This is a genomic window from Streptomyces sp. NPDC054794 (genome assembly GCF_053611585.1).
The window spans coordinates 171,551-197,555 of the sequence record NZ_JBSHAQ010000008.1 but is presented as its reverse complement, the minus strand read 5'-3'; the positions used below and the strand labels follow the sequence as shown (position 1 = coordinate 197,555).

The following is a 26,005-nucleotide window of genomic DNA, read 5'->3' as shown; positions in this document are numbered from 1 at the left end:
TTGCGGGAGAGGTTGTTAGCCTGCGGCGCATGCCCCGTATCGCACTCGCCACCTACGACCCGGGCGACGAGCCCCACCACGACCGTGACCTGCCGGTGCTGGTGGCGGCCCTGACGGACGCGGGGGCCGAGGCCGTCGCCGTGCACTGGGACGACCCAGGCGCCGACTGGAGCGGGTTCGATCTCGTGGTCATCCGGTCGACCTGGGACTACAGCTGGCGCGCGGACGAGTTCGTGACGTGGGCGGAGCGGGTCGGGAAGGCGACGCGCATCGCCAATCCGGCCGCCGTCGTGCGCTGGAACACGGACAAGCGCTACCTCGGCGACCTCGCGGCGGCCGGTGTGCCCGTCGTGCCGACCGGCTACCTCGCCCCGGGGGACGCTCCCGACCTGCCGGACGACCGCGAGTTCGTGGTCAAGCCCACCTTCGGCGCGGGCGCCCGGTTCGCCGCGCGCTACACCCCCGGCGAGCGCGACCGGGCCGTCGGACACCTGGCCCGGATGCACGACGAGGGGCTCACCGCGATGGTGCAGCCGTACGTCGAGGGCATCGACGTCAGCGGCGAGCGCGCCCTGCAGTTCTTCGGCGGCCGTCTGCTGCACGCCAGCCGCAAGCGCGCCGTCCTGGCGCGCGGCGCCGCCTACGACGCGGACAAGGTGGCCCACCCCGACCTGGAGCCGTGGACCCCTACCCCGGCCGAACTCTCCGTCGCGGAGCGCGCCCTGGCCGCCGTACCGGAAGCGCCCGAGCTGCTGTACGCGCGCGTGGACCTCGTCGACGGCGCGGACGGGGAGCCCCGCGTGATGGAGCTGGAACTGGTCGAGCCGAACCTGTTCCTGTTCCTGCACCCGGGCTCGTTGGACGCGGTCGTCGCGGCGATCCTCGCGACCGCCACAAGCCCTAGCCGCTGACCGCCGTGCGCTGCAGCAGCCCCCAGGTGAACTCGGCGACCACCTCCCGCCGTACGCCCTGCGCGTCCGGCGCCGTGAACGCCAGGCCCCAGCGGGTCGGTGCCGTGCCCTCCAGGGGGCGGGCGGGGGCGAAGGCGCGGGCCGCCTCGTCGACCGTGCAGGACCAGGGGGTGAGGTCCTCGACGGTGCGGAGGTCCGGGGCGGGGGCGCCGGGGGCGCGGACCAGCCATTCGTTCCACACCGCCCCGTCCGGGGCGACCATGACCTCGAAGCGCAGGGTGGGCCACAGCGGTACCGGCCACTGCCAGGCCATGCACTCCAGGTCGCCGATGGTGCGTTTGGTCTCGGTCTCCGGATGGCCCAGGACCGAGCGGTAGCGCGCGGCCGCCGAGCGGGACCGCGGCGAGCGGACCATCCCCTGCCAACGCTTGTTGGCCTCCCGCATGTCCGCCATCGAGACCCCCAGCTCACGGCGGGCGTCCTCGACGGGACCGGGGTTGTGGTCGGCCATGCGGCGCAGCAGCACCAGCTGGAAGTCGCGCGGGGTGAAGGGGCCGGCGGGGCTAGCGGGGCGCTTTCCGGAGGAGGGCATGGGACCCATCGTCGCCGACGGGGCGCGTCCCCGGGCGGCGGCCGTCCGGAAGGAACAGGACCGAGTTGACGTACCGCGGCCCCCGCAGGGCGCCGAAGGGCAGCACCCGGCGCAGCAGGCCGTGCGCCACGACGTACGAGGCCCGCGCCTGGTGGGCCTCCAGCGGGAAGGACCCGAGCGGTATCCAGGTGCTGCCCGGCAGCACCCAGCCCTCGTAGCCCAGCAGCCGCAGATACGTCACCACCGGAGCGACCGGCTGGATCCGCGCCTCCAGCTCCACGAACAGCGCCGGGCGGTCGCGCGCGAGCAGCGCCGTGGCGCCGCGCAGCACGGCCAGTTCGCCGCCGTCCACGTCGATCTTGATGAAGCCGACGTCCCGCAGACCCAGCTCGTCGAGGGTCACGCGGGGCACCTCCAGGGCCCGCCCGTGGATGTCGCGGCGCACCAGCGACGACACGCCACGGTCGCCCGCGTCGTCCGGCGGCAGCCAGAGCCGGGCGATGCCGGGCCGGTCGGCGGCGGCGGCCTGGATCACCCGCACGTTCGCCGGGAACGCCGACGCCAGCAGCCGCGCCAGGTGGGGGACGGGTTCGACGGTCACCACCTGGCGCGCGCGTGCGGACAGGCGGCGCGTCCAGGGGCCGTACCAGCCGCCGACGTCCACCGCCGTGCCGCAGTCGGCCGGGCAGAGGTCGCCGAGCCGGGCCAGCTCCGGTTCGAAGCGCGGGTAGACGGCGCGGGCGGTGGCGGCGACGAGCCGGGTGGGCAGCCGGGGCGCCAGCCGGGCGGCCAGGGTCGGTCCCTTCACGGTGTCATCCGCCTCAGCAGCTCCTCGTGTTCCTCGTCCGACACCTGCTCCCCGGACGAGGGCAGCAACTGCGGGATGCCGTCCACGATCGGATAGCGGCGGCGCATCCGCGGGTTGTAGAGGGCCTCCTCGGGCAACAGGTGCAGCGGCCCCTTGTCGAGCGGGCACGCCAGGATCCTCAGCAGCGGGTCGTCGGGCTTCATGGGGGTGTCAACTCCTTGGCACCGAGGGCGGGTTCGGAAGCGGCGTCGTGCTTCGGCATGGTCAGCAGCACGGCGACCGCGAGCGCCGTCCCGGTCAGCCGCAGGGCGAGCCGCACCGGGTCGTGCGGCAGCGCCTCGCCGAACGACAGCGTGCCGAGCACCGCCGTGAACAGGCAGGTCACCGTCGTGCACACCGGAACGATCAGCGAGGCGCGGCAGCGTTGCAGCGCCGCCTGGGACATGACGAGGCCGAACACACCCGTGAACAGCAGGAGATACGGGTACGGGGAGCGCAGCAGGCCGAGCGGCCCGCCGGTCAGACAGCTCGACACGCCCTTGATGGCCAGCGAGCTGACCCCGTACAGCAGGCCCACCGCCACCCCGTACTCGACGCCCGTCGTGGGCAGCCGGTGCCGGTTGTGGGCGCGCCGCTCGGTGGCCCGGTACAGCCACACGCCCGCGGCGAGCGAGGGCACGGACACGAGCAGCACCAGCGGGTACGGAGCGGCCCGGCTGACCTTCTCCGAACTCTCCCGCAGGGACAGCACGACCATGAGCAGCGCGGCCAGGATCGCGCCCAGCGCATACCGCTCCCGGCCGCTGGTCTCCTCCCCGAGCAGCCGCGCCGACAGCAGGACGAGCAGCACCAGACCGGAGACGAACAGCCCCTGCGCCGCCGCGATGGGCAGGGTGCGGTAGACGACGAGCTGCGCGCCGAACCCGGCCGCCAGCGCCAGCGAGCCGCCGATCCACAGCGGGCTGCCGAGCACCAGCCGCAGCAGCCGGGCGGGCTTGCGCACGGTCACCTCGGGCAGCGCGGACAGGGCCCGTTTCTCCAGCACGAACCCGGTGCTGTACAGGACGTTCGACAGCAGGGCCGCCACCACTCCCCACCACATGGCCGCCCCCTACGTCCGTCGTGCGTGCAGCAGCAGGATCGAGGCGAGCGAGGGTCTGGCACAGGCCAGCCGGTCCAGCGGACGCAGTGGCCGGGGCACGCCGTGGAAGGGGGCGCCATGCACGCGGACGACCTCGAAGCCGGCCGCGGTCACGAACTCCCGCAGCGCGCGGGCCGTGTACAGCCGCAGGTGTCCGACGACCTCCTTGCCGGGGCGGCCGTGGATCGCGCGCAGGCTGACCTCGGAGAACACGGGCTGCACTCCGGCCAGCAGCAGGGCGCGGTTGTACCAGGCGGCCAGGTTCGGTGTGGAGAGCATGAGGTGGCCTCCGGGGCGCAGGACGCGGCGGATCTCGTCCAGGGCCGCGTCGGGGTCGACGAGGTGCTCGATCACCTCGCTGAACAGCACGGCGTCGGCGCAGCCGGTCCGCAACGGCAGCCCGCCGCCGGTGAGTTCGCCCCGGACGGCACACGGCAGCCGGGCGTGGGCGCGGCGCAGGGCGTCCTGGGACCAGTCGACGCCGACGAGGCGGTGACCGGCGAGGAGCGGGGCGGCGGTGGCGGCCGCGGTGCCGTCGCCGCAGCCGATGTCGAGGACCGTGCGCGCCCCCGCGCCGGCCGGACCCAGGGCGGCGGCCAGCAGCCGGGCCTGGCGGATGCTGCGCGCGGCGCCGGAGGCGACCGGCACGGCGGGGTCCTCGTAGAAGTCGCGGAGCTCCCCGGGCGGGGTGGCGGTGGTCGTCACGGGGCGGTCACCTCCGTGGTGTGCAGATAGTGCTCGAACAGATCGCGCAGCTCGGCGCCGTCCCCGGGGCCGAGCAGGGAGCGGGACCAGCGCACGGAGAGGTGCAGGCGGCCCGCGGTGGAGGCGGTGGTGAAGGTGAGGCCGCGGGGCATGCGGGCCGGTGCGGAGAACCAGACGGCGTCCGCGCGGCCCGCCTCCTCGCCGAAGTCCAGCGGGTAGGGAATGCGGCCGATGTTGCTGAGCAGGGTGGTCGACGTCCAGGGCGCGACGGCCCGGCGCAACCCGCGGGTGAGCGCGCCGCGCACCGCCACCGGCGCCCACGGCGTGGTCAACAGGGCCACTCCGTGGCCGAGTTGGGGCCGGGGCTGGGACTTGAGGAACCGGGTGCGGGCGGCCGTGCGGCGCAGCAGCCCGGCCATGTCCGTCGCGTCCAGCTCCTCGGGAGTGAACGGGACCTCGACGAGCCGCGTCCCGTTTCCGATGGGCATGCCCGCGTCCCGGGGGCGGTCGTCGACGGGCATGGTGATGCGGATCGGCCGGGGGCGGGCGCCGTGTTCCCCGTTCCAGTGGGCGATCAGCAGCGCGGTGGTGACCATGAGCTGGTCGTTCACCGTGTACGGGGAGCCCTTGGGGCGGTGCGGGAGGGGCAGTTCGGTGACGATCACGCCGTTGCCGGGACAGGGGCCCGGGGTGCCGGGGGCCACCCGCGCGGGCGGGGTCCAGTTGGACGGTACGGCCACGGACTCCCGCCGCGCGTCCTGCGTGCGTACGGGGGGTGCGGCGGGGGAATTGTCCCGGCCGCCGTACAGCTCCGCCGCCGTGGCCACGACGCGCAGGCAGGCCGGGCCGTCCAGGGCGGTGTGGTTGACGGTGAGGATCAGCACGGTGCCGTCGCCCTCGGGCACGGCATCCAGGCGGATCGGCGGGGCGGAGGAGAGCGGGGGAGCGCAGTCCAGGGCACGCTGCCGAGCCTGCCCTCGGGCGTCCGGTTCCGGCGGCGGGCAACGGATCACCTCCACGTCCGGTTCCGCCGTCAGCTCCCACTCGTACCGGGCCCGGTACCAGGGCCGGGGAGCCTCCCGCATCAGGATGCGCGGATGCCGGCGCAGCGCCTCCCCGAAGGCTTTGCGCAGCCGCGCGGGATCCAGCCGGCCGGGCAGGTGGAGCTCGATGTGCACGGTCTCCGGTTCCGCGTCCTGAAGACAGTGCCGGGCGACCTCGTCGACGACCGGGAACGGGACCCGGGACGGGGGCCGTGCCGGACCGTCCGGCCGGTGCTGGAGCGTGGTCATGCGGGGGCACCTCCGTCGGGGTGTCCGGGTCCACGGGCGGAGACGGTCGGTCCGGCGGCGCCCGGCGGGGACTTCTCCTCCGGTGCGGCGGAGGCGGGCCCCGGCGCAGGCGCGCCCAGGGGACTGGAGCCGCGTATCCGCCGCGGCAGCGGTGCCGTCGGCGCCTCCGAGTCGTCAGGCGTGCCACCCCCGCCCGCGGGCGCGACCTCCCGGACGCTGACCAACCCCGCGAACAGCCCGATCAGCGCGAGCAGTTGGGCCGGATGGCCGAAGGCCCCGTGACCGGCGGCCACCGGTTCCCCGGCGCCGGTCGCCGCCGCGATCCCGGCTCCGGCGAGCGCCACGAGGGCGAGCGGCACCAGCAGCGCGTGCCGTCGGTGGGCGAGCAGTGCCAGCGGCGGCACCAGCAGGGCGAACCAGCCCGCGATCACCACGGCGACCAGCGTCAGCGCCACCGTGCCCAACCACACGCCGGGCGGCGCGGGCACCGGCTGCGGCTCGTCCGGGTTGGGCTCGCGGCGCCGCCACAGGACCAGGCCCAGCAGAGCCGCGAGCCCCACCGCGCCGCCGATCAGGCCGCCCTCGTAGGTCGTCGCCGGTCCGTACGACAGCTTGACCGTGCCGCCCGCCCCGGCCGGGATCCGCCAGCCCTGCTGCCAGCCGTCGAGCCGGAGGGGGGTCAGCTCCTTGCCGTTCAGGGTGGCCCGCCAGCCGTCGTTGTAGTTCTCGTACGTCGTCAGGTACGTGGCCGCCCCCGAGCCGACGGTCACCTCGCGGCGGTCGCCCAGCCAGTCCCGTGTCCGCAGCTCACGCCCCGGACCGGCGGCCTCGTTCACCGTCCCGCGGTTCAGCGTCACGTCCGTCAGGACCAGGGGACCGGTGTCCCCCGCCTCGACCCGGTGCGTGCCCGCGGTCAGCTCCAACGCCGCGTCCTCACCGCCTTCCTGGCAGAGCGTCACCGCCACCCGCCGGCGCTCCACCAGGTCCCGTACGGTCCCCTTCACGCTCGTCGGGTACAGCTCGCCGTCCACCGCCAGCACCGGGCCCTGCCCGCACGGCAGGGAGAACGTCCGGGTGGCGGCCGGCTGCGGGGTGCGGTAGCCGTCGAGCGCCGGGAGGTATGCCTCGGTGAGTCCGACGGGGAGTTGCAGGTCCTCGTCGGCGACGGGGTTGTGCAGGGTCAGCGGCGCCGTCCTGGTGATCGTGATGTCGAGCCGGTCCGTGGTGATCGGGTCGAAGCGGACCATGCCGTTCTCGTCGACGCCCGCGGTCGTCGCACCGTCCGGGGAGCTGATGTCCACCTCGGTCGGGCGGGTCGACAGGCCGCCCGCGGGGGCGAGCACGAGCTCGCCGACGGGCTGTTTGCCCTTCCAGCTCAGATGGACCGTGGGACGGTCGCCCGCGATCCACGCCGTCGTCAGGTCGCCGTCGGTGAGATTGCGCGCGGACAGACCCGCGCCCAGGGCCGCGGTGGAGTCCGCGGTCGCCGTGATCCGGTTCTTCTGGTCCGGCGCGACCCGGTACAGCAGCTTGTCGAGCGCCTCGCCCGGCACCGGCACCGCGCGCGCCGCCACCTGGTACGACCCCGCCGTCCCCGTGGCGAAGGCGCGGTGCAGCCCCACCTCGGTGCCGGTCGCCGACAGCCCGGTCGGGTCGGCCGCGCGGTGCAGGGAGACGACCTCGGCCGCCGCGTCGGAGCCGTCGGCGTCGGTGGGCAGCCGCAGCATGCGGGTCAGCTGGACGTGGGGCAGGGCGATCTCGGAGAAGCCCGCACCGGTGAGGCCGGAGCGCCGGGCCACCGAGTCGACGATCGTCAGCTTCATCCAACGCGTCGCGCCCGCCGGGGCCTTGACGGTCCGCGTCATGCCGTCGGGCCGCAGGAAGCTGGTCACCGAGCCCTTCTCCGTCGTCACCCGCACCCGGGTGGCCGCGGCCCGCACGCTCTGCTGCGGCAACGGCGTCACCTTCACGGACGCCGGCATGTCGTACGACCCGTCGAAGCCGACACGCAGCCACTGCCCCTTCGCCGAGCCGGGCGCGCCCTCCGCCCACGCGGTGGCCGGATCGCCGTCGAAGGCGTTCACCGGGTCGTACTGCGGGAGGTGGAAGAGCCAGTTGCCGTACGACGACGCCGTCACCGAGCGGGCGCCGCGCAGTCGGGCCACGGTCTGGTGGCCGATGCCGTCGGTGGGCAGGATCTGGCGCGGCTTGTCGCCCGCGTCCTGCACGGCGTCCGGCGCGTTGCGTTCGTCGCGGGTGTACGTGTACGAGGTGTTGGCGTCGACCAGCCCGAACCGGGTGTCCGCCCGCCGCAGCCCGTCGCCGACCAGCTGGAGACCGGGCGAGCCGACCCCCGGGTGGTTGTCGCCGGTGAGCACGGTGGCCCGGTCGCGCAGCCGCGCGGCGAGCGGCAGCAGCGCCTCGGGGCCGCCGGAGACGACGGCCGTGTCCGCGGCCGACAGCAGCCGGGCCTGTCCGGGACGCGGCACGTCCTGGTCCACCGGCTCGTAGATCTCCACCGCCCGCTGCCTCGGGTACAGCCCCTCCACCTGGAGCGGGGTGCCGTGGGCGATCCGGCCGCCGGTCATCACCGGCCCGTAACCGGTCACCCGCTGGTACCCGGACTGCTCCAGGGTGCGTTTGACGGTCGTGGTCGGGACGTAGCCGATCTGGTCGGGGTCCAGGTCGTTGCGGACGACGACGTAGTGGATCCCGGCGCGGCTCAAGTAGTCGGCCAGGCCGGGGACTTCGCCGCCGCTCAGCAGCGCCTGCTCGACCGCGTCCATCGCCCGCCGGTTGCCCGGGGTGCCGAAGGGCACGAAGTCCCGCTGCGCCCAGCGGCTGTCGGCCAGCACGTCCAGGGGGTGGTCGACGGGGGAGCCCCAGGTGTAGAGCCCGTGCGCGGTGGCCGGGACGACGAGGGCGCGGGAGTCGGGGGAGTACTTCTTCAGCCAGTCGGCCGTGGTCTGCCAGTACTTGGGCAGCTGCTGGAACGAACCGGGGTTCAGGATCGACCCGTTGAGGTACGGCCACAGCAGCCCCGGCAGCACGAGGACCGCCGCGACCAGCGGGGCGAAGCGGCGGCCGCGCACCGGGCGGGCGCCGCGCGGCTCGGCGGCCACGCCCACCAGATGGGCCAGCCCGAGCACGAGCGCCAGCGCCATGCCCGCCTGGAACTTGTAGATGTTGCGCAACGGCACCAGCGGGCCGTTCAGCCAGTCCTGTACGACCCCGTGGAAGGGCGCCCCGAACGCGCCGCCGTACCCGGCGAGCGTGATCAGCGCGGTCGTCAGCACCGTCAGCACCAGCCAGCGCCGCTCCGGCAGGTCACGCCGGGCCAGCCCGGCCAGCCCGAGCCCGGCGGCGAGCGCCGAGCAGACGATCACCACGACCGCGGAGGCCACGGTCCAGCCCGCGGGCAGCCAGGCCTCGCCGAGATGCAGATAGGCGACCCAGTTCCCGCCGCCGCGCAGCGCCTCGGTGGCCGACATGGTCGCCGTCGTCGTCTGGGAAGTCTCCACGTAGGGAAGGAAGTTCTCCCCGTAGACGCCGAGCAGCAGCAGCGGGATCCACCACCAGGCCGTCGCCACGAGCACTCCGGGCACCCACCAGGAGATCAGCTTGCGCTGCCGTGGTCCGGGCGGGCGGGAGAGCAGATACAGCCCGGCCGGCAGCAGGGAGGCGAGGGTCGCGGCCGCGTTGACGCCGCCCATGAAGGGCACGACCAGTGCCGAGCGCAGGGCAGCGACCCGGGCGGTGTACCGCTCGTCGGCCAGCGGCAGCAGCACCCATGGCAGGAAGGCGCCGGGCAGCGCGGCCGCCGAGGTCGAGCCGACGACCACCGTGAACACCGGCCACAGCGCATAGGCCACCGCGCCGAGCAGCCGGGACGCGGGGGTTCCGACGCGCAGCCGCTCGGCCAGCCGCAGCGCACCCCAGAACGCCACCGACACGATCAGCGACAGCCACAGCCGCTCCGCGAGCCACACCGGCAGGGACACCGCGTGGCACAGCCAGTGGAACGGCAGCATCGGCCACAGATAGCCGGCGTACTGGTCCTGGATCCCGCCGAAGGATCCCTGGTCGTGCCACAACTGGCCGAGATCCGAGAGGAATCGGCCCGGGTCGACGGTGACGCCCAGCTTGGTGTCGAAGGTCTGCCGGCCCGGGTGCACCGCGAGGAACAGCACGAACAGCACGGCCCAGAACCCCAGCAGCCAGCGCCGCGACCGCGGGCCCTCCGGCGGGCCCGAGCCGGCCGTGGTGGTGGGGACGGCTGCCGGGGGAGGGGCCTGGACCGTGGTGGTCATGCGGGACACCGCCGGAGGACGAGGAGGAGGTTCCAGGTGGCCAGCTCGCGGATGCCGGGCGCCTTCACGACGGCTTCCGCGAGGAACGGCCAGTAGCGGGAGCGGGCCGAGACGACCGTGACGTCGTCCCGGGCGCGCACCTGCCGCAGGGTGGCTCCGATGTGCACGGCGAACAGGTTCTCGCCCAGGGTGTGCTTGGCCGGCCGTCCGGTACGACGGCGGTAGCGGGCGCGGGCCCGTTCGGCGCCGAGATAGTGCCAGGGCGCCCACTCGTGACCGCCCCACGGGGACAGCCAGTTGGTGAACGACACGTAGATCAGCCCGCCCGGCCGGGTCACCCGCACCAGCTCGCTGAGGAACGTCCGCGGATCCGCCACGTGTTCCAGGACGTTGGACGAGAACGTCACGTCGGCGACCCCGTCGGCCAGCGGCAGCAGATAGCCGTCGGCGATCACCGTCCCGTCGGGCGGCTTCTCGCCCAGCTCGGTCACGTCCGGCTCGAACAAGTAGGCCTGTGCGCCCCGGCGCCGGAACTCCTCGGTGAAGTACCCGCCGCCCCCACCGACGTCCACGACGATCCGCCCGGCCACCGGCCCGTCGTAGCCCTCGACCTGGTCGGCGGCGTCCCGGGCGAGCAGGGAGTAACAGGCCTCGGGGTCGTCCTGCTCACGCAGAAAGGCACGGAACAGGGCGAGGGAACGCCGCAGGGAGGGATCCTTCAAACTCCGCCGCCCTGTAGCGCCCTCGAAGGGGCACGGGGCTGTGACATTTGCGGCTTCGCCGCGTGGGCGCGACCAGCCACGAGGGATCCGCAGTCGCGCGACGACCTCACTGGCACGGCGCATGGGCGTCACCGCCCCAGCCCCACACCGCCTCCGCGGCAACCGCACGGAACTGTGTCACGGTCCGGTCCCAGCGGTAGCGCGCGGCACGGTCGCAGGCTGCCTTGCCCATAACTTCCCGCCGACGCGCGGCCAGCGCAACCGTGCACCAGGCCGCCGCGAACGACGACTCGCCGCGCGCCAGCACGCCGGTCTCGCCGTCCACCACGGAGTCCCTGAGGCCGGGCACGTCGAAGGCGATCGTCGGCGTCTCGCGCGCCGCCGCCTCCGTGACCACCAGACCCCAGCCCTCCAACGCCGACGGGTGCAGCAGCAGCCAGGCCTCGCACAGCAGTCGGTGCTTCTCGGCCTCGGTGACATGGCCGGTGAAGTCCACGCCGGGACCGGCCAGGCGCTCAAGCCGTCCGCGCTCGGGCCCGTCGCCGACGATCACGAGACGGCCGCCGGTGACCGGCCGTACCCGCTCCCACAGCCGCAGGAGCAGATCGATCCGCTTGTACTCGACCAGCCGCCCCACCGCGACGAACAGCGGCTCGGGCGAGCGGTCCGCACTCGGGCCCGGCTCCTCCACGCCGTTGTGCACGACCCGGATGCGGTCCCGCTCCACACCGATCGCGTGCAGCGCGTGGGCCGTCGAGGGGGAGACGGCGACCAGCAGGCTCCGGTGCTGGGCGCCGGTCAGCGCCCACCGCTCCAGTCTTCGGCCGATGCGTGCGGCCGGCGCCAGCGGCCCGCTCAGCCGCATCCGCCACACGTCGGTGTGGACGTGGTTGACCAGGCACAGCGTGGGGCCGCGGTGCCACCGTGGCGCGAAGTACGGCATGCCGTTGCACACCTCGACGAGCAGGTCGCAGTCCCCGACCCGGCGGGCGAAGGCCGACCGGGCGCGCAGGTAGTGGTCGTAGGTGCCGCCCGCGGAGACCACCCGGTAGTCCCGGAAGGCCGGGGGGCCGCCGCACAGCAGGGTGACCTGGTGGCCGAGGTGGGTCAGCCCGTCCGCGAGCCGGTCGACGAGGAGTTCGGAGCCGCCGGCGGAGGGGTTGCCGAGGTCTCGGTGGGCGAGGAAGACGATCCGGCGCGGTTGTGGGGGGAGCGCCGAAGGGTGCCGCGTGCCCTGGGGTGAGGCGGCGCGCGGCGAGGACGGTACGTGCTGGGGCATGGGTGCTCCAACTCGTCTCGGGGTGCGGAACTCAGTGGGGGGAGGATCGATTCTGTGGCTGGTTCGGGTACTTCCTGAGAGCAGGGTGTGGGCGGCCTGTGCGCGGGGTGGGGTGGACAGTTTTCGCCCCGCCGTCCGCCAGGGCTACTCACCGGGGTGACAATTTCGGGGCTTGTTGGAGCTGATGCCCTGTCACATCGTGAGTGTAGGGCTGGAGTTATCGGATGCTTCCGGACGCCTCCGGCCGCGTGCCACCAAAACGCCCCCCACCGTCGCCAGGACGAATCCGGCCACAGCGGCACCGACCGGCAGGGTCCGCCCCACGAGCCGCAGCAGGCCGCTCTCCTTCTTCGCCAGTCTCACCTGCTCCTTCTGCGTCCCGGTGGTGAACCCCAGCTTCTCGCTGTCCAGCAGGACCACCGCGTCCTTCGTCGCCCCCGGCGCGCGCAGCGTCCGCCGCGGCCCGACCTGGGCGTAGATCACCCGGCCGGTGCGCTGGTCGGCGACCAGCTCGATGCCGTGGTTCGCGTACCACTCCTCGGCCTGCACCTGCGGACGCTTCGGCAGTCCGACGAGGCTCCCCGGCACCAGACGCTCGCCGATCCGGGTCGGCGCCACGGTCCCGGTGAACCGGTAGCCGCGGTAGCCCTGGATCTTCCTGGTGCCCGCGTAGTGCAGCGTGACCGTCGACCCGAGGGAGTTGTCCCACCACTGGTAGGAGCGTTTGCGCACGTCGAAGGGGAACTTCAGATACGCGTCGCCCTCGAAGTACGGGTTCTCCCGGCAGCAGTGCACCGGCTTGTTGGTGCCCCGGTCGGTGACCCAGCGGTTCAGGAAGAACTCCAGCGCGTCGTGCGGATCGGCGGCCGGCAGGGTCCGGTCGGTGTCGACGGTCGTGGTCACGTCCCACACCGCCCGCCCGCTGCGCTCGCCGTCCTCGACGTCACCGCGCACCACCTGGGTGATCGTGATCCGCCGGTCGGCCACGGCCTTGATCTGCCCGGTGTCGAAATAGCTGCCCGTGCCGGTGTAGACGGCGGTGGTGTCGATGTCGATCGGATTCACCGCGGCACGCGGCTCGACGTACCACGCCAGCAGCGGGGCCAGCACCAGCAGAAACGTGCCGAGGCCCAGGATGATCAGGGAAAAGGGCGAGGCTGTACGGCGCATCCGGCACTCCAGGTCCGAGAGGGAACAGTGCGCGTGCGAGTCGACCCACCCCTATGGGCCGGGAACCGTAGGCGCCTCTTGACGGAGTGTCAATGACTGCCGACACTGGGCCGGACAGGCAGGGGTGGCACGGCCCGGGGCGGGGGACGAACTCCGGACAGAGAGGCTGACCCTGCGATGTCCAGACTGCTCGCCGCCGCGCTGACCGTCGTGGCCGCCGCCGCCCTCGCGGTGGGCGCCGCGCTCGGCATCGTCGCGCTGCTCGACGCCCGGCCCGACCAGCCGAACACCCCGCTGATCACGTACGAGCAAGCGGGCCAGGGGAGTTGAGCCGTGGCCGTGACGACGCGCGAGAAGCCGTACGCGCCCGCCGGCCGGGGGCACTGACCCGTGCCCGCCCGCTCCCCGGCCGTGTCCGCCCGCTCGGCCTGGCACGACGTGCCCCGCCTGAAGGTCCGCCGGTTCGCCGCGCTCGCCATGGCCGAGGCGCCCGCGCTGGCCGAGGAGATCCTGCGGGAGATCCGCCGCGAGTACCCCGCCCTGCCCGTCGTCCTCGACGAGAGCGGCGAACCCATGGCCCTCATCGGCATCCGCCGCGCCATCGAGGTCTTCGTCCAGCACCTGGAGCACTCCGAGGGTCGGCCGACCGTACCGCCCGGCGTCTTCCAGGAGTTCGGGCGCGGCGAGGGCATGGGCGGCCGCAGCCTGGACGCGCTGCAGGCCATGTACCGCATGGGCGTACGGCTCGCCTGGCGCCGCTTCGCCGAGATCGGCCAGCGCGTCGAGATCCCGCCGCCGGCGATGTACGAGCTGGTCGACGCGGGCTACGAGTACCTGGACGGCCTGGTCGACCAGTCCGTGCGCGGCTACGCCGAGGCCGCCGCCCGCCGGGCCGGGGAACGCCTGCGCCTGCAACGCCGGCTGATGGAACTGCTCCTGGCCGAACGCCACCGGGGCGATCCGGCCGACGCGCTGGCCGAGCGGGCCGCCCGGGTCGGCTGGTCGCTGCCCGCGAAGGTCGCCGTGGGCGTGCTGCTGCGCCCGGCCCGGGAGGCGGTGGCGCCCGCCGTGGGGCAGGGGGTGCTGCTCGACATGGAGTACGAGCAGCCCCGCATGGTCGTGCCCGAGCCGGACGCGGCCGGGCGGCCCGAACTGCTGCACCGGGCGCTGGCCGGCTGGTCCGGGGCGATCGGGCCCCCGGTGGCTCTGGCCGACGCCGCGAAGTCGCTGCGCTGGGCCCTGGCCGCCGTACGCCTGATGGAACGGGGCCTGCTGCCGGGCGGGGAGGTGCTGTACTGCACCGAGCACACCGAGGCCCTGGTGCTCCTGCAGCCGGAGGAGCTGATCGACGACCTGGCGCTGCGCTGCCTGGCGCCGCTCGCCCACTGCGGGCCGACGCACGGCCGCAGGCTCGCGGAGACGCTGCTGGCCTGGCTGGAGACGCGCGGCGGAGCCCCGGAGGTGGCCGCGCGGCTCGGCGTCCACCCGCAGACCGTCCGCTACCGGCTCCGCCAGATCCGCGAGCTGTGGGGCGACGAGATCGACGACCCGGACCGCCGCTTCGAACTGGAGCTGGTCCTGCGGGCGCGCCGACTGCGCGGCGAACTGGGCGATGCGCGAGCACACCGCTAGGCCATTGCCCGCGCAACCCTCCATGGCTAGCCTATGTTCGTCATGCCGATCGTCTGTTGAAATCTCGAACACAGGCGCAGACCCAAGGGAGGGGGCCGGACATGGGACGCCTCGTACCTGCCGTGACCCGGGCTCTCGACATTCTTGAGCTCTTCCTCGACGGTGACGGGACACTCTCCGCCCCCGACATCGTGCGCAAGCTCCAGCTGCCGCGCACCACCGTGCACGAACTGGTCACCACGCTCGCGGCCCGGTCGTACATCGTGCCCGTGCCCGGACAACCCGGACGTTACCGGCTCGGCGTGCGCCCGTACCAGCTCGGCAGCCGCTACGCCGAGCAGCTCGACCTCGCCGCCGAGGGCCAGCAGGTGGCCCGGTCCGTCGCCGAGACCTGCGACGAGACGGTCCACGTGGCCATCCTCGAAGGCACCGACGTCATCTACATCGCCAAGGTCGACTCCACGCACGCCGTGCGCATGGTCTCGGCGGCCGGCCGCCGGCTGCCCGCCCACTGCACCTCGGTCGGCAAGATGCTGCTGGCCTCGCTGCCCGAGCAGGAGCTGGCCGCACGCATCCCGGACGGCGCCGAGCTCGCCGCGATGACCCCCAACAGCATCACCGAACCGGCCGCCCTGCGCGCCGCCCTGGCACAGATCCGGCAGCACGGCATCGCGCTGGAGAGCCGCGAGTCCAACCCGGACGTGAGCTGCGTGGCCGCCCCGGTGCGCGACCGCACCGGCCAGGTGGTCGCCGCCCTGTCCATCTCCGTGCCCATGATCCGCTGGAGCGACGAGCGCCGCGCCGAGCTGGAGGAGCTCGCCGTCAAGGGCGCCACCGAGCTGTCCGAGCGCCTGGGCCACCGAGGCGTGGCATGACGGCGTACGAGGTCGCGGTGCGGGCGGCGGCGAGCCTCGGCGAGGGCCCCACCTGGGACCCGGCGGCCGACCGGCTGATCTGGGTGGACGTCCTCGGCTCGCGCGTGCACACCTACGACCCGGCCACCGGCCGGCGCACGGTCCGTACGACGGACCAGCACGTGGGCGCGGCCAAGCCCAGGGCGGGCGGTGGACTGGTCCTCAACCTCCGCGACGGCGTGGGCCTGTTGGACCCGGACGGCACCTTCCGATGGCTGCACCACGAGCCCGTCCCCGGCCGCCGCGCGAACGACGCCGCGGTCGCGCCCGACGGCTCCCTGTGGGCGGGCACGATGCGCTACGACGAGGCGGCGGGCGGCGGCACCCTGTCCCGTCTGACCGCCGACGGGGCCGTCGAGACGGTCCTGCCCTCCGTCGCGGTCAGCAACGGCATCGGCTGGAGCCCCGACGGAAGCCGCCTGTACTACGTCGACTCCCCCACCCGCCGTATCGACGTCTTCGACCTCGACGGCGAACGGGCCGTGAACAGACGCCCGTTGGCCGAGATCGAGGAGGGCGCCGGTTTCCCCGACGGCCTCACCGTCGACGCCGAAGGGTGCGTGTGGGTGGCCCTGTGGGACGGCGGAGCGGTCCGCCGCTACACGCCCGACGGAGACCTGGACCGGGTGCTCCTCCTGCCGGCCCCGCGCACCACGGCCTGTGCCTTCGGCGGCCCGGACCTGACGGACCTGTACATCACCACGGCCCGGATCGGACTGGACCGGCCGCACCCCGTCTCGGGGTCGCTGCTGGTGGTGCCGGGCGTCGGGAAGGGGCTCCCGCAGCCGGCGTTCGCGGGCTGACGCCCGAGCCGGGGAGTCCGCGGCCGGCGGCGCTACAACAGCCCGCCGGCCTTGCGCTCCTCGGCCGTCAGCGGCGGCCCGGTCAACTGCGGCTTGAGCGGGCCGATCGCCGCCGCCAGCAGCACGTCGGGGGTCAGCAGCACCTCCGCGCCCCGCTCCAGGGACGTCACGTCCGTGACCCTGCGGGCGACCCGGCCGTTGCCGGTGGCGGTGCGCATCAGCCGGTCGACGTACGCGGCCACGATCCGGTCCCGGAGCGTGGGGCCGTTCTCCGTCGCGCCCGGGTAGAACACGTCCTGGCCTATCGCCAGGTCCCAGGCCGCCCGGACCGGACGGGCCACCGCCTTCTGGACACGGCGGGACAGCCCCGCAGTGCCCCAGCCCTGACGCCGAATCACGTCCCGCAGGATCCTGACGCTCTGGGCGGCGGCCGCCAGGCCCTGCCCGTAGATCGGGTTGAACGCGGCGAGCGCGTCGCCGACGACGACGAAGCTCTCCGGCCACACCGGCATCCGCTCGTAGTAGTGACGGCGGTTGAGGGTGGCGCGGGTGACCGACACGTCGGTCAGCGGTTCCGCGTTGCCGAGCAGGTCGCCGATCACCGGGTGCGGCAGGTCGCGGGCGAACCGGAGGAAGTCGTCGTTGTCCGCGGAGGGTTCGCCGCCGCGGGTGCCGGCCAGGGTGACGATCCACCGGCCGTTCTCGATGGGCAACAGCACGCCCGACCGCCCCGGACCCCCGGCCCGCGGGTCGGCCTGCACGTTGACGATCGGGAAGTCGTCCCGGGCCTGGTCGGGCGCGAGGTAGAGCCGGCTCGCGTACACCAGCCCGGAGTCCACCTCGCGCCGCTCCGCGGCGGGCAGCCCGAGCGCGGCCAGCCAGCGGGGTGCTCCGGAGCCGCGTCCGGTGGCGTCCACGACGAGGCCGGCGGCGAGGGTGCGTTCCTCCTCGTCCCGGGTGCGGATCCGTACGCCGGTGACCTGCGTGCCCGTCCCGGTGAGCCCCACCACCTCGGTGCCGCCGAGCAGTTCGACGCGCTCGTCGGCGAGGACCTGGGCGCGGATCGTGGCGTCCAAGAGGTCGCGGCCGGACAGGATCACATGGTGGGACTCGGGCCAGCGGCGGAACCAGCCCTGTGAGGAGAGAGCGACCATATCCGTGGTGACCGGCAACCGGTGGGCGCCGGCGCTCCGGAGCACCTCGGTGATGCCGGGCAGCAGGTCCTCCATGGCCCGTACCCCGCCCGACCACAGGATGTGGGCGTGCCGGGCCTGCGGCAGCCCGCGGCGGGGCTGGGGAACGTCGGGCGGGACGTCGCGGTCGACGACCACGACACGGTCGGCGAAGCCGGCCAGGGCCCGCGCCGCGAGCATGCCGGTATGGGATCCCCCCAGCACGACGGCGGTTCTGACGGCGGGGGTGGAACGTTCGCTCATGCGCGGGCACTCTCTGCCGGGGCGGTCGCTCGGGCGCGCACCGCCTCGATGTCGTCGGGGTGGCGGAGAACCCGGGACACGGCCTGGATCTTCTGGAGCAGATAGGTGGTGTCCGGGCCGGACGAGGCGTCGGCGCCGTCGGCCTCCGTCGACCGTTTGCGGGTCTCGACGGCGTCCTGGATCGTCACGGCGGCGGCCAGCGCCTCCGCCCGGCCGGGATCGGATCCCAGGTCGAGGGCGGCCGCGTACGAGCGGGCGCGCAGGCCCTCGTCGAGGTGACGGGAGAGCTGCAGGAGAGCGTCGCGGATGAACGTCTCACGGCGGATGAGGCGCAATTCCCCGGTGGCGCGAAGAGTGAACGGCTCGCGGTTGCCGGTGACGGTGCGCATCAGCGCATAGAGGGGCCGCAGATGCCAGTGACTGACGCGGATCCGCCAGCGCTCGGCCAGGTACTGGCCCACGTGCGGGATGATGAAGCCCACGGCGACCAGGGTGGCGGAGACACAGGCGACCGACGGGGCCAGGTAGGTGCTCAGCCAGTCCAGGTCGTGACCGGTCCACCGGGCGACGACGGCGGTCAGCTTGCACGCGTCGAAGAGCAGGTTCGTCGCGTAGCCCAAGCCCAGGGACCTGAGTCCCCAGCGCAGCCAGGCGTCGAGGCCGTCGGTGCGGATCCAGTTCCAGATCAGCCGGGCGGTGATCGTGCAGGCCACGGTGTGCGCGATCAGGTAGAGCAGGATCTCCTCGCGCATGAACGGCGTGTTGGCGTAGTAGGTGTCCAGGTCCTGGAGGCGTTCCACGGGCACGTCCGCGAGCGCGAACAGCACCCACAGGGCGACCACCACACCGGCGTTGACGGAGACGACCCACCAGATCGCCCGGCGGGTCGCGGCCGAGCGGTCGGACAGGCCGTTGCGCCAGGCGATGATCAGCAGCAGCCAGGACGCGCAGAGCGCGGTGAGCAGGGAGTACACCCAGGGCGCCGAGATGTTCGGCACGCCGGTGACCCGGTTGGTCCAGGCGATGGTCTTGGGGGCCGCGAAGACGAACACCGCGCAGGCGAACAGCAGCAGACCGCCGACGGCGCGCAGCAGCGGGTCGCGCCACATCTTGATGATGCTGGGCAGTTTGATCGCCAGCGCGACGGTGAGGACCACCGTCGGCAGCCAGAAGGAGATGTACAGGCCGCGGGACAGGTCGGGTCCGGGCAGGTCCAGGGCGTACGTCACCGTGTCCCCCCTCCGCGGTAGCCCATGGAGCGCTGGACCGGGTCGAGGCGGGCGTCGGGCCCCCGGCCCGACAGCAGGGGCCGGAAGGCCGCGGCGAGCCGGTGCCCGAAGTCGTCGGCCTCGGCCTCCTCGGCCTCGTGGGAGCCGTTGCGGGCGGCCACGGTCAGGGCGATGTCGTCGCGGCCGGCCAGCGCGTGCACGGTGGCCGCGCCGACGCCGTAGTGGTGCCGGTGGCCGGCCTGCATGTGCCACAACTCGTGTCCGAGTATCACCAGTTGCTGCAACGATTCGGCACGTTCCTCCACGATGACCAGATCGAAGTCCGCGAACTCCACCCACAGGCCGGTGACTTCGATCTCGTCGGGAAACCGCTCGAACCGCAGCTCGACGGGCCGCCCGTCGCGGCGCGCGCTCATCTCCTCGCACAGCGCCCGGCACAACGCGCGTACGTCGTCCGGGGGGCAGGGCCGCGCGCGCACCGCACGGGCGAGGTCGACGGCGAGGCCGCGCATCGACAAGGGGGGACGGCGCCGCCGCCACCGCGTGGCGACCCGGGTCGCCCGCTGTCGCGCGCCCGCGATGTCCATGGGTTCCCCCTTCTCACCGCCGGGCGGCGGCTTGTCCGAGATTACGCGCCCGGATGTGTTCGCGTCATGCGATCCGGCCGTCCGAAAATCTCGCCCGGGGCGCGGCCGTCAGCGGCCGGGGGAGAGCACCGGTGTCACAGGCACCCCTCCGGCCGCGCTGCCCAGCAGCGTCAGCCGCACCTGTCCCGGGCCCGACAGCGTGGTCAGTTCGGACAGGACGGCCAGCGCCAGGGTGTTGGTGCCACGGGTGCGCAGGATGCCGTTCGGCAGGACGAAGGTGTGCTGCGGGCCGACGTCGTTGATGTACTGGCCCATGTTCCAGCCGTTGAGGAAGATCTGCGCACGGTAGGACCGGTACGGGTCGTCCTCCAGCACGAGCCCCACCGAGGCGTCGACATCGGCGGGCACCGCCAGCCGGAACGAGGTCCGGTACCAGGTCACGCCCTGCCGCCGCTCGGCACGCGGGAAGGCCACGCTCTTCCAGTCCCGGTCCGGGAAGCCGGGCAGATGCCAGCCCTCCCGCTCCCCGAACAGCCCGCCGTTGTTCTGCGGACCGCGCACCGGGTCGGCGGCCCGCTCGCCCTGGATGCGCCAACTCACCTCGGGGGAAGCGCCCTTGAAGGTGACCGCGGTCAGTCCGCGCGCCACCTTGTGGGTGTCGAGCGCCTTGCCGTCCTGGTCGTGCTGCATGCGCCGGACCAGTACGGACAGCACGTGCCGGCCGGGACCGCGCAGCTGCTCGCGCACCGGGAACACCGCCGTGTCCGCCCAACTGCCCTTGCGGACCGTGCTGTCGTCCGGCACCGGCATGCGGTGCGTGCCCAGCGGCTCCCCGTCCAGCCACGCCATCAGCAGCCCCTGCGTGCCGGTGCTGTAGGCGAGCGAGACCTCCTCGACGGTCGCGGAGTCCGTGAAGGTGCCCCGGTACCAGACGTCGCCGTAGTGGAAGCCGTAGTCGTCGGCGAACAGCACCGGTCGGCCCTTCGGCACCGCGGTGGTGCTGAACGACGACGTCCGGTCGGCGGCCCGCCACCGGGAGTCGTCGAAGTTCGGCCCCGCCTCCGGGTTCTCCGTACGCATCCGCCAGCCGCCCAGCTCGGGCAGCCGCACCTCGGGCGCGCCCGGCAGCAGCGTCTCGGCCACCAGGCTCTTGGACAGGGCCAGCCGCGTGGGCACCCGGCGCCCGTTCCACTCGACGCTCTCGATCCCGCGCGGCCCCCACACCTCCAGGCCGGTCTGCTCCACGAGGTCACCGGTCAGCCCGACCGTGCCGCCGCTCAGCTCGGCGTGGCGCAGCAGCGCCGGTCCGTAGACCAGCAGGCTGCCCGAGGGGGTGTCGTACGGGAACAGGCGGACGGCGGTCGCGTGGTCGGCGAAGAGCAGCAGCAGCGGGGTCTCGCTCTCGCCGCGCTCGACCAGCACCCGGGTGAGCCCGCCCTTGCCCAGGGGCACGTTCACGTGCAGGGCGTTGCGGTCGTAGACCCAGGCCGCCTCCGCGTCCAGCCGGGTGACGTAGGGCTCGCTCGGGCACTCCAGCACCAGGTGCGCCATCTCCCCGGTCCGCCCGGTGAACACCGCGATGTCCTGCCGTCCGGCGGTCAGGCACATCATGGGCTGCGCGGTGCAGTACCTCAACTTCCGCCCGCCGAGGGAGAGTCCGGTGGTCAGCAGCCGGGCGTCGTGGGCCGGGACGGTCAGTTCGAGGTCGCCCGCGGCGGTCGGCACCCGGGAGGTGACCTCCTCCGTGCCGTCGTTGCGCACCACGTACACATGCGCCTCGGTGTCCGGATTGGTGAGGTGGTACACCTTCAGCCCGACGGCGTGCACGTCCGCCGCCCGGTCCAGCTTGGCGAAGTCGGGCACGCGTTGCAGCAGATGCCCGAGCTCGTGCATCGGGGCGATCTTCTCGGTGACCTTGCGGCCCTCGTCGATGGCCGCGCCGTAGTCGTACGACGTGTAGACCACCGGCGCGGGCAGCCAGCCCCACGAGGTGCCGCCGAAGGTCATGTAGACGTTGTGCAGGGTGATGCCGTTGGCCAGGTTGGTCAGGTAGAAGCGCCGCTCGTAGGCCGCGTCCCGGGTGCGCCGCGACTCGGCGTACCCCTTGCCGTCGAACCAGACACCGCCCCAGGGGTCGAACCAGCCGCCCCCGAACTCCGGCACGAACCCCGGCGTACGCGGACTGGCGGTGGCGCCGCCCTTGAGCCCGCCGATCCCGAAGTGCCCCCAGTCGGGCGGCGGCTGGCTCGGTGACGGGTACCCGTCGAAGCCGTACAGCCAGCCGTCCCGCTCCGCCCCGGTGTCGAAGGAGCCCGGGATCCAGTACCCGTTCCGCCCCTTGTCGTTGTGGAACAGCGGTACGTCGATCCCGTCCGCGCGCACCTTCCGGTACAGGTGGGACATGTAGTCGCGCCCGGCCGGCTCGTTCACATGGGCGTCGTACTCGTTCTCGATCTGGTAGAGCAGGATCGTGCCGGTGCCCTCGGTGAACAGATGGCGGCGGGCGATCCGGTTCACCGCCGTGAGCCATTCGTCGGCGTACGCCAGATAGGTCGGGTCGGCGGTCCGTGCCGTGCCCTTCGTGGCCGTGAGCCAGCCCGGGAAGCCGCCGCCGTCGATCTCGGCGTTGATGTACGGCCCCGGACGCAGGACGACGTACAGCCCGGTCTCGGTGGCCATGCGCAGGAACAGGTCCAGATCCCGGATGCCGGAGAAGTCGTAGTGCCCGGGGGCGGGGGAGTGGTAGTTCCAGGACACGTAGATGCTGACCGCGTTGTAGCCGTGCGCCCGCATCTTCTGCAGGACGTCGCGCCACAGGGACGGGCTCGGCAGCCGGAACGGATGCATCTCCCCGGACCACAGGACCAGCCGCCGGCCGTCGACGACGAGCGAGTAGTTGTCCCACCCGATCGTGTGCCGCTGCCCGTCCGCGGTGGGCGGGGCGGGCGCGGGGCCGGTCGGCACGCCGCGTGCCGCGTACGCCGAGGGCGCCCCGGGGCCGCCGCTGCCGCCCAGGGCGAAGCCGAGCGCGGTCGAGCCGGCGAGGGCACTGAAGGTACGTCTGCTGAGCGCCAAGGGATCCTCCCGGGCGATCTTACGGGGCGCGGGTCCGGCCATTCTCCACGCGGGCACGCCCCACAATGGACGTATGAGGATCTCGGCACGGGCGGATTACGCGGTACGGGCGGTATTGGAGCTCGCCGTGCGGCAAGGAGACGGCCCGGACCCGGTGAAGGCGGAGGAGCTGGCCACCGCGCAGGACATCCCGCACAAGTTCCTGGAGGGCATCCTGGCCGACCTGCGGCGCGCCGGGGTCGTGGACAGCCGGCGCGGCGGGGGCGGCGGCTACCGGCTGGCCCGCGAGGCGTCGGAGATCACTGTGGCGGATGTCATCCGCGGGGTGGACGGCCCGATCGTGTCGGTACGCGGCGAACGCCCGACGGGGCTCGCCTACACGGGCACGGCCCAGCCCCTGCTCCCCCTGTGGATCGCCCTGCGGGCCAACGTCCGCCGGATCCTGGAGGGCGTCACGATCGCCGACATCGCGGCGGACGCGCTGCCGGACCCGGTACGGCAGCTGGCGGCGGAACCGTCGGCCTGGGAGAACCCCTGAGAGCCGGAAAGGCCGGGATGGCCGAGAAAGTCGGTGAGGCCTGGAAGGTCGGGAAGGTCGGCGCGGTGGGTGGTGTGAAATCCGCTGTTGTGAATGGCCTGAGTTCGCCCTGACCGGTGCGCGCGCGGCTCGCTACGTTGCGAGCGCCGCCTCGGCCTTCACAGGATCCGCACAGTTTCTCCAGGGGTCGAGGCGGTCAACCCCCCACTCGACTACTGGGAGAAATCCATGGCTGGTGGACTCCTGCTGAGCGGTGCCGTAGCCGCTCTGCTCACCACCGCGATACCTGCTTCGTCCTCCTCGCCCGTCATCGACAACCCGCCCCCGGACAAGATCGTCATCGACGTCGCCACGGTGAACGGCTCCGGCTGTCCGGCCGGCACGGCCGCCGTCGCCGTCTCCCCCGACAACACCGCCTTCACGGTGACCTACAGCGACTACCTCGCCCAGGCGGGCGGGAACTCAGACCCGACGGCCTTCCGCAAGAACTGTCAGCTCAACCTGATCGTCCACGTCCCGCAGGGCTTCACCTACGCGATCGCCAGCGCCGACTACCGGGGCTTCGCGTCGCTCCAGTCCGGGGCGAGCGGCACGCAGAGAGCGTCGTACTACTTCCAGGGCTCGCCGAACACCGCGTCCAAGACCCACCCGTTCAGCGGCCCGTACAACGACGACTGGCAGGCCACCGACAGCACCGACTGGGCCCAGCTGGTGTGGTCGCCCTGCGGCGTGCTGCGCAACTTCAACATCAACACGGAGCTCCGCGTGAACGCGGGGACCTCCGCCCCGGGCAAGGTCAGCTTCATGACGATGGACTCGACGGACGGGGACATCAGCACCGTGTACCACCTGGCGTGGAAGCAGTGCCCGACGTCCTGACGCCGGTCTAGGAACGGGGAGCAACGGGGGAGTGCCGAGCGGGCGGCGTCGCGCGTCGCCGCCCGCTCCTGGCCAGGCTCGGGGGGCAGGGCCTACCCCGCCTGCCCCATGCCCGCCGCGTTCGGCCAGCTCTGGGCGTTGGGCCACCCGGTCGCCGGGGCCGGGGTCAGGCCGGGAGCCGGGGCCCCGGCCGGCGCCGTCATGCCGCGGACCTGCGCGGCCGTGAGCCCGCCCCGGGCCGGGACCCCGGGCGGAGTCGGCCCGGTCATCGCGGCGGCCGGCGCCGGAACCGGCACGGGCACCGGAGCAGGGGCCTGCGTGGGGAACGGTGCGGGCACCGGCGTGGGGAACTGGGCGGGCACCGGTGCGGGCAGGGCCATCGGGGCGGCGGCCGGGACAGGAGCCGGAACGGGGGCCGGTACAGGAGTGGGGACGGGAGCCGGAGCCGGCATCGCGGCGGGCACCGGCATCGGGACGGGCGTCGGCGCGGGCGCCGGCATCTGCACGGGCGCCGGCATGGGCGCGGACATGGGCTGCGGCGGCACCGGTGCCGCTTGGGCTGCCGCCGGCATCGGCATCCCGCCGCCGGCCGGCTGGGCGGCGGCGGGGAGCGGCATGCCGGTGCCGGCGGCCGGGGCGACGGCCGGCCCCGGGGCGGCGCCGGCACCGACGGCCTGCGCGGCAAGCCCCAGCATTCCGGCGCCATTGGTCTCGCTCACCAGCCGGTCCACCGCCGCCGTACCCGAGCTGTAGCTGGTCCCGGTGCCCAGCTCGGATACGGCGGCTCCCCTCCTGGACCCGTAGAGCACCGACTCCAGGCCGGACACCAGGCGACGCACGTCGACCTGGGGGCGCACCACGAGCCTCAGGAAGCGGCTGGAAGAACCGATCTTGTTGCCGCATTCGCGGACCAGGATCCGGTGCTCGGTGAGCATCCGGTCCCGGACCACGGTGCCTTCGGCGCCGACGGGAAGGCGCACGAAGAGGAAGTTGCCCTGCGAGGGGTAGACCGTCAGGCCGGGCAGGGCGGAGAGCTGGCTGGCCATCTCCAGGCGGTCCCGGCGCACCTGCATCAGGCTCTGCGCGTACTCCGCGCCGTGCTCGCGCAGCATGAACACCACGTGCTCGGCGAAGGAGTTGAGGTTCCACTTCGGCAGCATCGAGCGGATCCGGCCCGCGAGCGACGGGTTGGCGACCAGGTAGCCGAAGCGGATGCCGTGCAGGCCGAAGTTCTTGCCCAGGCTGCGGAGCACGACCACGTTGGGCCGCAGCATCGCCTCCTGCACGACGCTCGGCTCGGCCTCGGCGTCGGCGAACTCCAGGAAGGACTCGTCGATCACCACCAGGTCCAGGTCGGCCATCGCGTCCATGAACTGCACGAGCGACTGGCGGGGGATGTATCCGCCGTCGGGGTTGTTCGGGTTGCAGACGACGGCCACGCGCGTGCCGCGTTTACGGATGAACTCCCCGTACTGCGCCAGGTCCAGGGCGAAGCCGCTGGACTCCTGCAGCGGGAACATGTCGACCCGCTTGCCGGTCTCCATCGGCTGGTCGGTCCAGCGGCCGAAGGTGGGGACCGGGACGGCCAGGGACTCGCGGACCAGGAGGTGGTCGATCCAGGTGATGAGTTCCGTGGAGCCGTTGCCCATCGCCACGCACTGCGGCGGCAGCTGGAGCAGGTTGCACAGCTCGGCCGTGATCGTGTCGGCGCTGCTCGGGTAGTACGTGATGATGTCGCGGAGCCTGGCCGACATCTCCTCGAACATGGCCGGAGTGGGGAAGTACGGATTGCAAGGTATGCAGAAGTCCACCGGCCCGGCCCCCTCGCCGCCCTCTCGCGTCAACGCAGCCATCGACGGGCTGTGCGCCGCGGTGCTGCGGAACAGCGAGGTGACGTTGTCGGCCATGGAACCTCCGTATGAGGCGAGCCCGGCGGGGACGACCGGGCTCGTCGTCTAAGGGTGGCCCGTGCGGGGGAGCAC

General features: G+C 73.3%; 22 protein-coding genes. 7 read left to right on the top strand and 15 right to left on the bottom strand.

Features of this window, described 5'->3' with window-relative positions:
* Nucleotides 1–29 precede the first annotated feature (29 nt).
* Entirely contained in the window at nt 30–911 is an 882-nt protein-coding gene (locus tag ACWGKT_RS11200) for an ATP-grasp domain-containing protein (protein ID WP_453273349.1), read from the top strand.
* Here ACWGKT_RS11200 and ACWGKT_RS11195 read toward each other — a convergent pair.
* From ACWGKT_RS11195 to ACWGKT_RS11150, 10 genes are all read right to left on the bottom strand, one after another.
* Nucleotides 901–1,512, bottom strand: a complete 612-nt coding sequence (locus ACWGKT_RS11195; RefSeq protein WP_453273348.1) for a hypothetical protein — start codon at nt 1,510–1,512, stop codon at nt 901–903. The two genes, ACWGKT_RS11200 and ACWGKT_RS11195, sit on opposite strands and share 11 nt — an antisense overlap.
* Nucleotides 1,475–2,311, bottom strand: a complete 837-nt coding sequence (locus tag ACWGKT_RS11190) for an FkbM family methyltransferase (RefSeq protein WP_356150047.1) — start codon at nt 2,309–2,311, stop codon at nt 1,475–1,477. Before ACWGKT_RS11190 ends, ACWGKT_RS11195 begins: the two co-directional genes overlap by 38 nt.
* On the bottom strand, nt 2,308–2,514 hold the full coding sequence (locus tag ACWGKT_RS11185; protein ID WP_453273347.1) for a Trm112 family protein: 207 nt from the start codon (nt 2,512–2,514) through the stop codon (nt 2,308–2,310). The genes ACWGKT_RS11190 and ACWGKT_RS11185 overlap by 4 nt, the downstream gene beginning before the upstream one ends.
* The gene (locus ACWGKT_RS11180; protein ID WP_453273408.1) at nt 2,511–3,401 is read right to left on the bottom strand and encodes a DMT family transporter; all 891 of its coding nucleotides are present in this window, start codon (nt 3,399–3,401) and stop codon (nt 2,511–2,513) included. The genes ACWGKT_RS11185 and ACWGKT_RS11180 overlap by 4 nt, the downstream gene beginning before the upstream one ends.
* A 21-nt stretch (nt 3,402–3,422) precedes the next feature.
* Entirely contained in the window at nt 3,423–4,157 is a 735-nt protein-coding gene (locus ACWGKT_RS11175; protein ID WP_453273346.1) for a methyltransferase domain-containing protein, read from the bottom strand.
* Complete coding sequence (locus tag ACWGKT_RS11170) at nt 4,154–5,449, bottom strand: condensation protein (protein ID WP_453273345.1); 1,296 nt, start codon at nt 5,447–5,449, stop codon at nt 4,154–4,156. The genes ACWGKT_RS11175 and ACWGKT_RS11170 overlap by 4 nt, the downstream gene beginning before the upstream one ends.
* On the bottom strand, nt 5,446–9,759 hold the full coding sequence (locus ACWGKT_RS11165) for an alpha-(1->3)-arabinofuranosyltransferase domain-containing protein (RefSeq protein WP_453273344.1): 4,314 nt from the start codon (nt 9,757–9,759) through the stop codon (nt 5,446–5,448). The genes ACWGKT_RS11170 and ACWGKT_RS11165 overlap by 4 nt, the downstream gene beginning before the upstream one ends.
* Complete coding sequence (locus ACWGKT_RS11160; RefSeq protein WP_453273343.1) at nt 9,756–10,481, bottom strand: class I SAM-dependent methyltransferase; 726 nt, start codon at nt 10,479–10,481, stop codon at nt 9,756–9,758. Before ACWGKT_RS11160 ends, ACWGKT_RS11165 begins: the two co-directional genes overlap by 4 nt.
* 106 nt (nt 10,482–10,587) lie before the next feature.
* Nucleotides 10,588–11,760 (bottom strand): glycosyltransferase family 4 protein, encoded by a 1,173-nt coding sequence (locus ACWGKT_RS11155; RefSeq protein WP_453273342.1) that lies wholly within the window; start codon nt 11,758–11,760, stop codon nt 10,588–10,590.
* Between the two features lie 192 nt (nt 11,761–11,952).
* Nucleotides 11,953–12,930, bottom strand: coding sequence for a DUF3068 domain-containing protein (locus ACWGKT_RS11150; protein WP_453273341.1), 978 nt, complete (start codon nt 12,928–12,930; stop codon nt 11,953–11,955).
* Between the two features lie 177 nt (nt 12,931–13,107).
* On the opposite strand from ACWGKT_RS11150, the gene ACWGKT_RS11145 reads away from it, so the two are divergent.
* The 4 genes from ACWGKT_RS11145 (at nt 13,108) to ACWGKT_RS11130 (ending at nt 16,279) form a co-directional block, all read left to right on the top strand.
* Entirely contained in the window at nt 13,108–13,260 is a 153-nt protein-coding gene (locus ACWGKT_RS11145; protein WP_235454289.1) for a hypothetical protein, read from the top strand.
* A 60-nt stretch (nt 13,261–13,320) separates the two neighbouring features.
* Nucleotides 13,321–14,562: a helix-turn-helix domain-containing protein gene (locus tag ACWGKT_RS11140; RefSeq protein WP_356150035.1), complete on the top strand. Its 1,242-nt coding sequence runs from the start codon at nt 13,321–13,323 to the stop codon at nt 14,560–14,562.
* Nucleotides 14,563–14,663: 101 nt separating this feature from the next.
* Nucleotides 14,664–15,437 carry an IclR family transcriptional regulator gene (locus ACWGKT_RS11135; RefSeq protein ID WP_356150033.1) on the top strand — a complete coding sequence of 258 codons (774 nt, stop codon included), beginning with the start codon at nt 14,664–14,666 and terminating at the stop codon, nt 15,435–15,437.
* The gene (locus ACWGKT_RS11130; RefSeq protein WP_453273340.1) at nt 15,434–16,279 is read left to right on the top strand and encodes an SMP-30/gluconolactonase/LRE family protein; all 846 of its coding nucleotides are present in this window, start codon (nt 15,434–15,436) and stop codon (nt 16,277–16,279) included. The genes ACWGKT_RS11135 and ACWGKT_RS11130 overlap by 4 nt, the downstream gene beginning before the upstream one ends.
* 32 nt (nt 16,280–16,311) lie before the next feature.
* Here ACWGKT_RS11130 and ACWGKT_RS11125 read toward each other — a convergent pair whose 3' ends face one another.
* The 4 genes from ACWGKT_RS11125 to ACWGKT_RS11110 form a co-directional block, all read right to left on the bottom strand.
* A complete protein-coding gene (locus tag ACWGKT_RS11125) occupies nt 16,312–17,715 on the bottom strand; it encodes an NAD(P)/FAD-dependent oxidoreductase (protein WP_356150029.1) in 1,404 nt (467 codons plus the stop codon).
* Nucleotides 17,712–18,944: an MAB_1171c family putative transporter gene (locus ACWGKT_RS11120; protein WP_453273339.1), complete on the bottom strand. Its 1,233-nt coding sequence runs from the start codon at nt 18,942–18,944 to the stop codon at nt 17,712–17,714. Before ACWGKT_RS11120 ends, ACWGKT_RS11125 begins: the two co-directional genes overlap by 4 nt.
* On the bottom strand, nt 18,941–19,531 hold the full coding sequence (locus ACWGKT_RS11115; protein WP_453273338.1) for a toxin-antitoxin system, toxin component family protein: 591 nt from the start codon (nt 19,529–19,531) through the stop codon (nt 18,941–18,943). Before ACWGKT_RS11115 ends, ACWGKT_RS11120 begins: the two co-directional genes overlap by 4 nt.
* 108 nt (nt 19,532–19,639) lie before the next feature.
* Entirely contained in the window at nt 19,640–22,606 is a 2,967-nt protein-coding gene (locus tag ACWGKT_RS11110) for a beta-galactosidase (RefSeq protein ID WP_453273337.1), read from the bottom strand.
* Nucleotides 22,607–22,679: 73 nt separating this feature from the next.
* On the opposite strand from ACWGKT_RS11110, the gene ACWGKT_RS11105 reads away from it, so the two are divergent.
* The gene (locus ACWGKT_RS11105) at nt 22,680–23,144 is read left to right on the top strand and encodes an RrF2 family transcriptional regulator (protein WP_453273336.1); all 465 of its coding nucleotides are present in this window, start codon (nt 22,680–22,682) and stop codon (nt 23,142–23,144) included.
* A 228-nt stretch (nt 23,145–23,372) separates the two neighbouring features.
* Entirely contained in the window at nt 23,373–24,023 is a 651-nt protein-coding gene (locus tag ACWGKT_RS11100; RefSeq protein WP_356150019.1) for a DUF4360 domain-containing protein, read from the top strand.
* Between the two features lie 92 nt (nt 24,024–24,115).
* Here ACWGKT_RS11100 and ACWGKT_RS11095 read toward each other — a convergent pair whose 3' ends face one another.
* A complete protein-coding gene (locus tag ACWGKT_RS11095; protein WP_453273335.1) occupies nt 24,116–25,930 on the bottom strand; it encodes a pyridoxal phosphate-dependent aminotransferase in 1,815 nt (604 codons plus the stop codon).
* Nucleotides 25,931–26,005 lie beyond the last annotated feature (75 nt).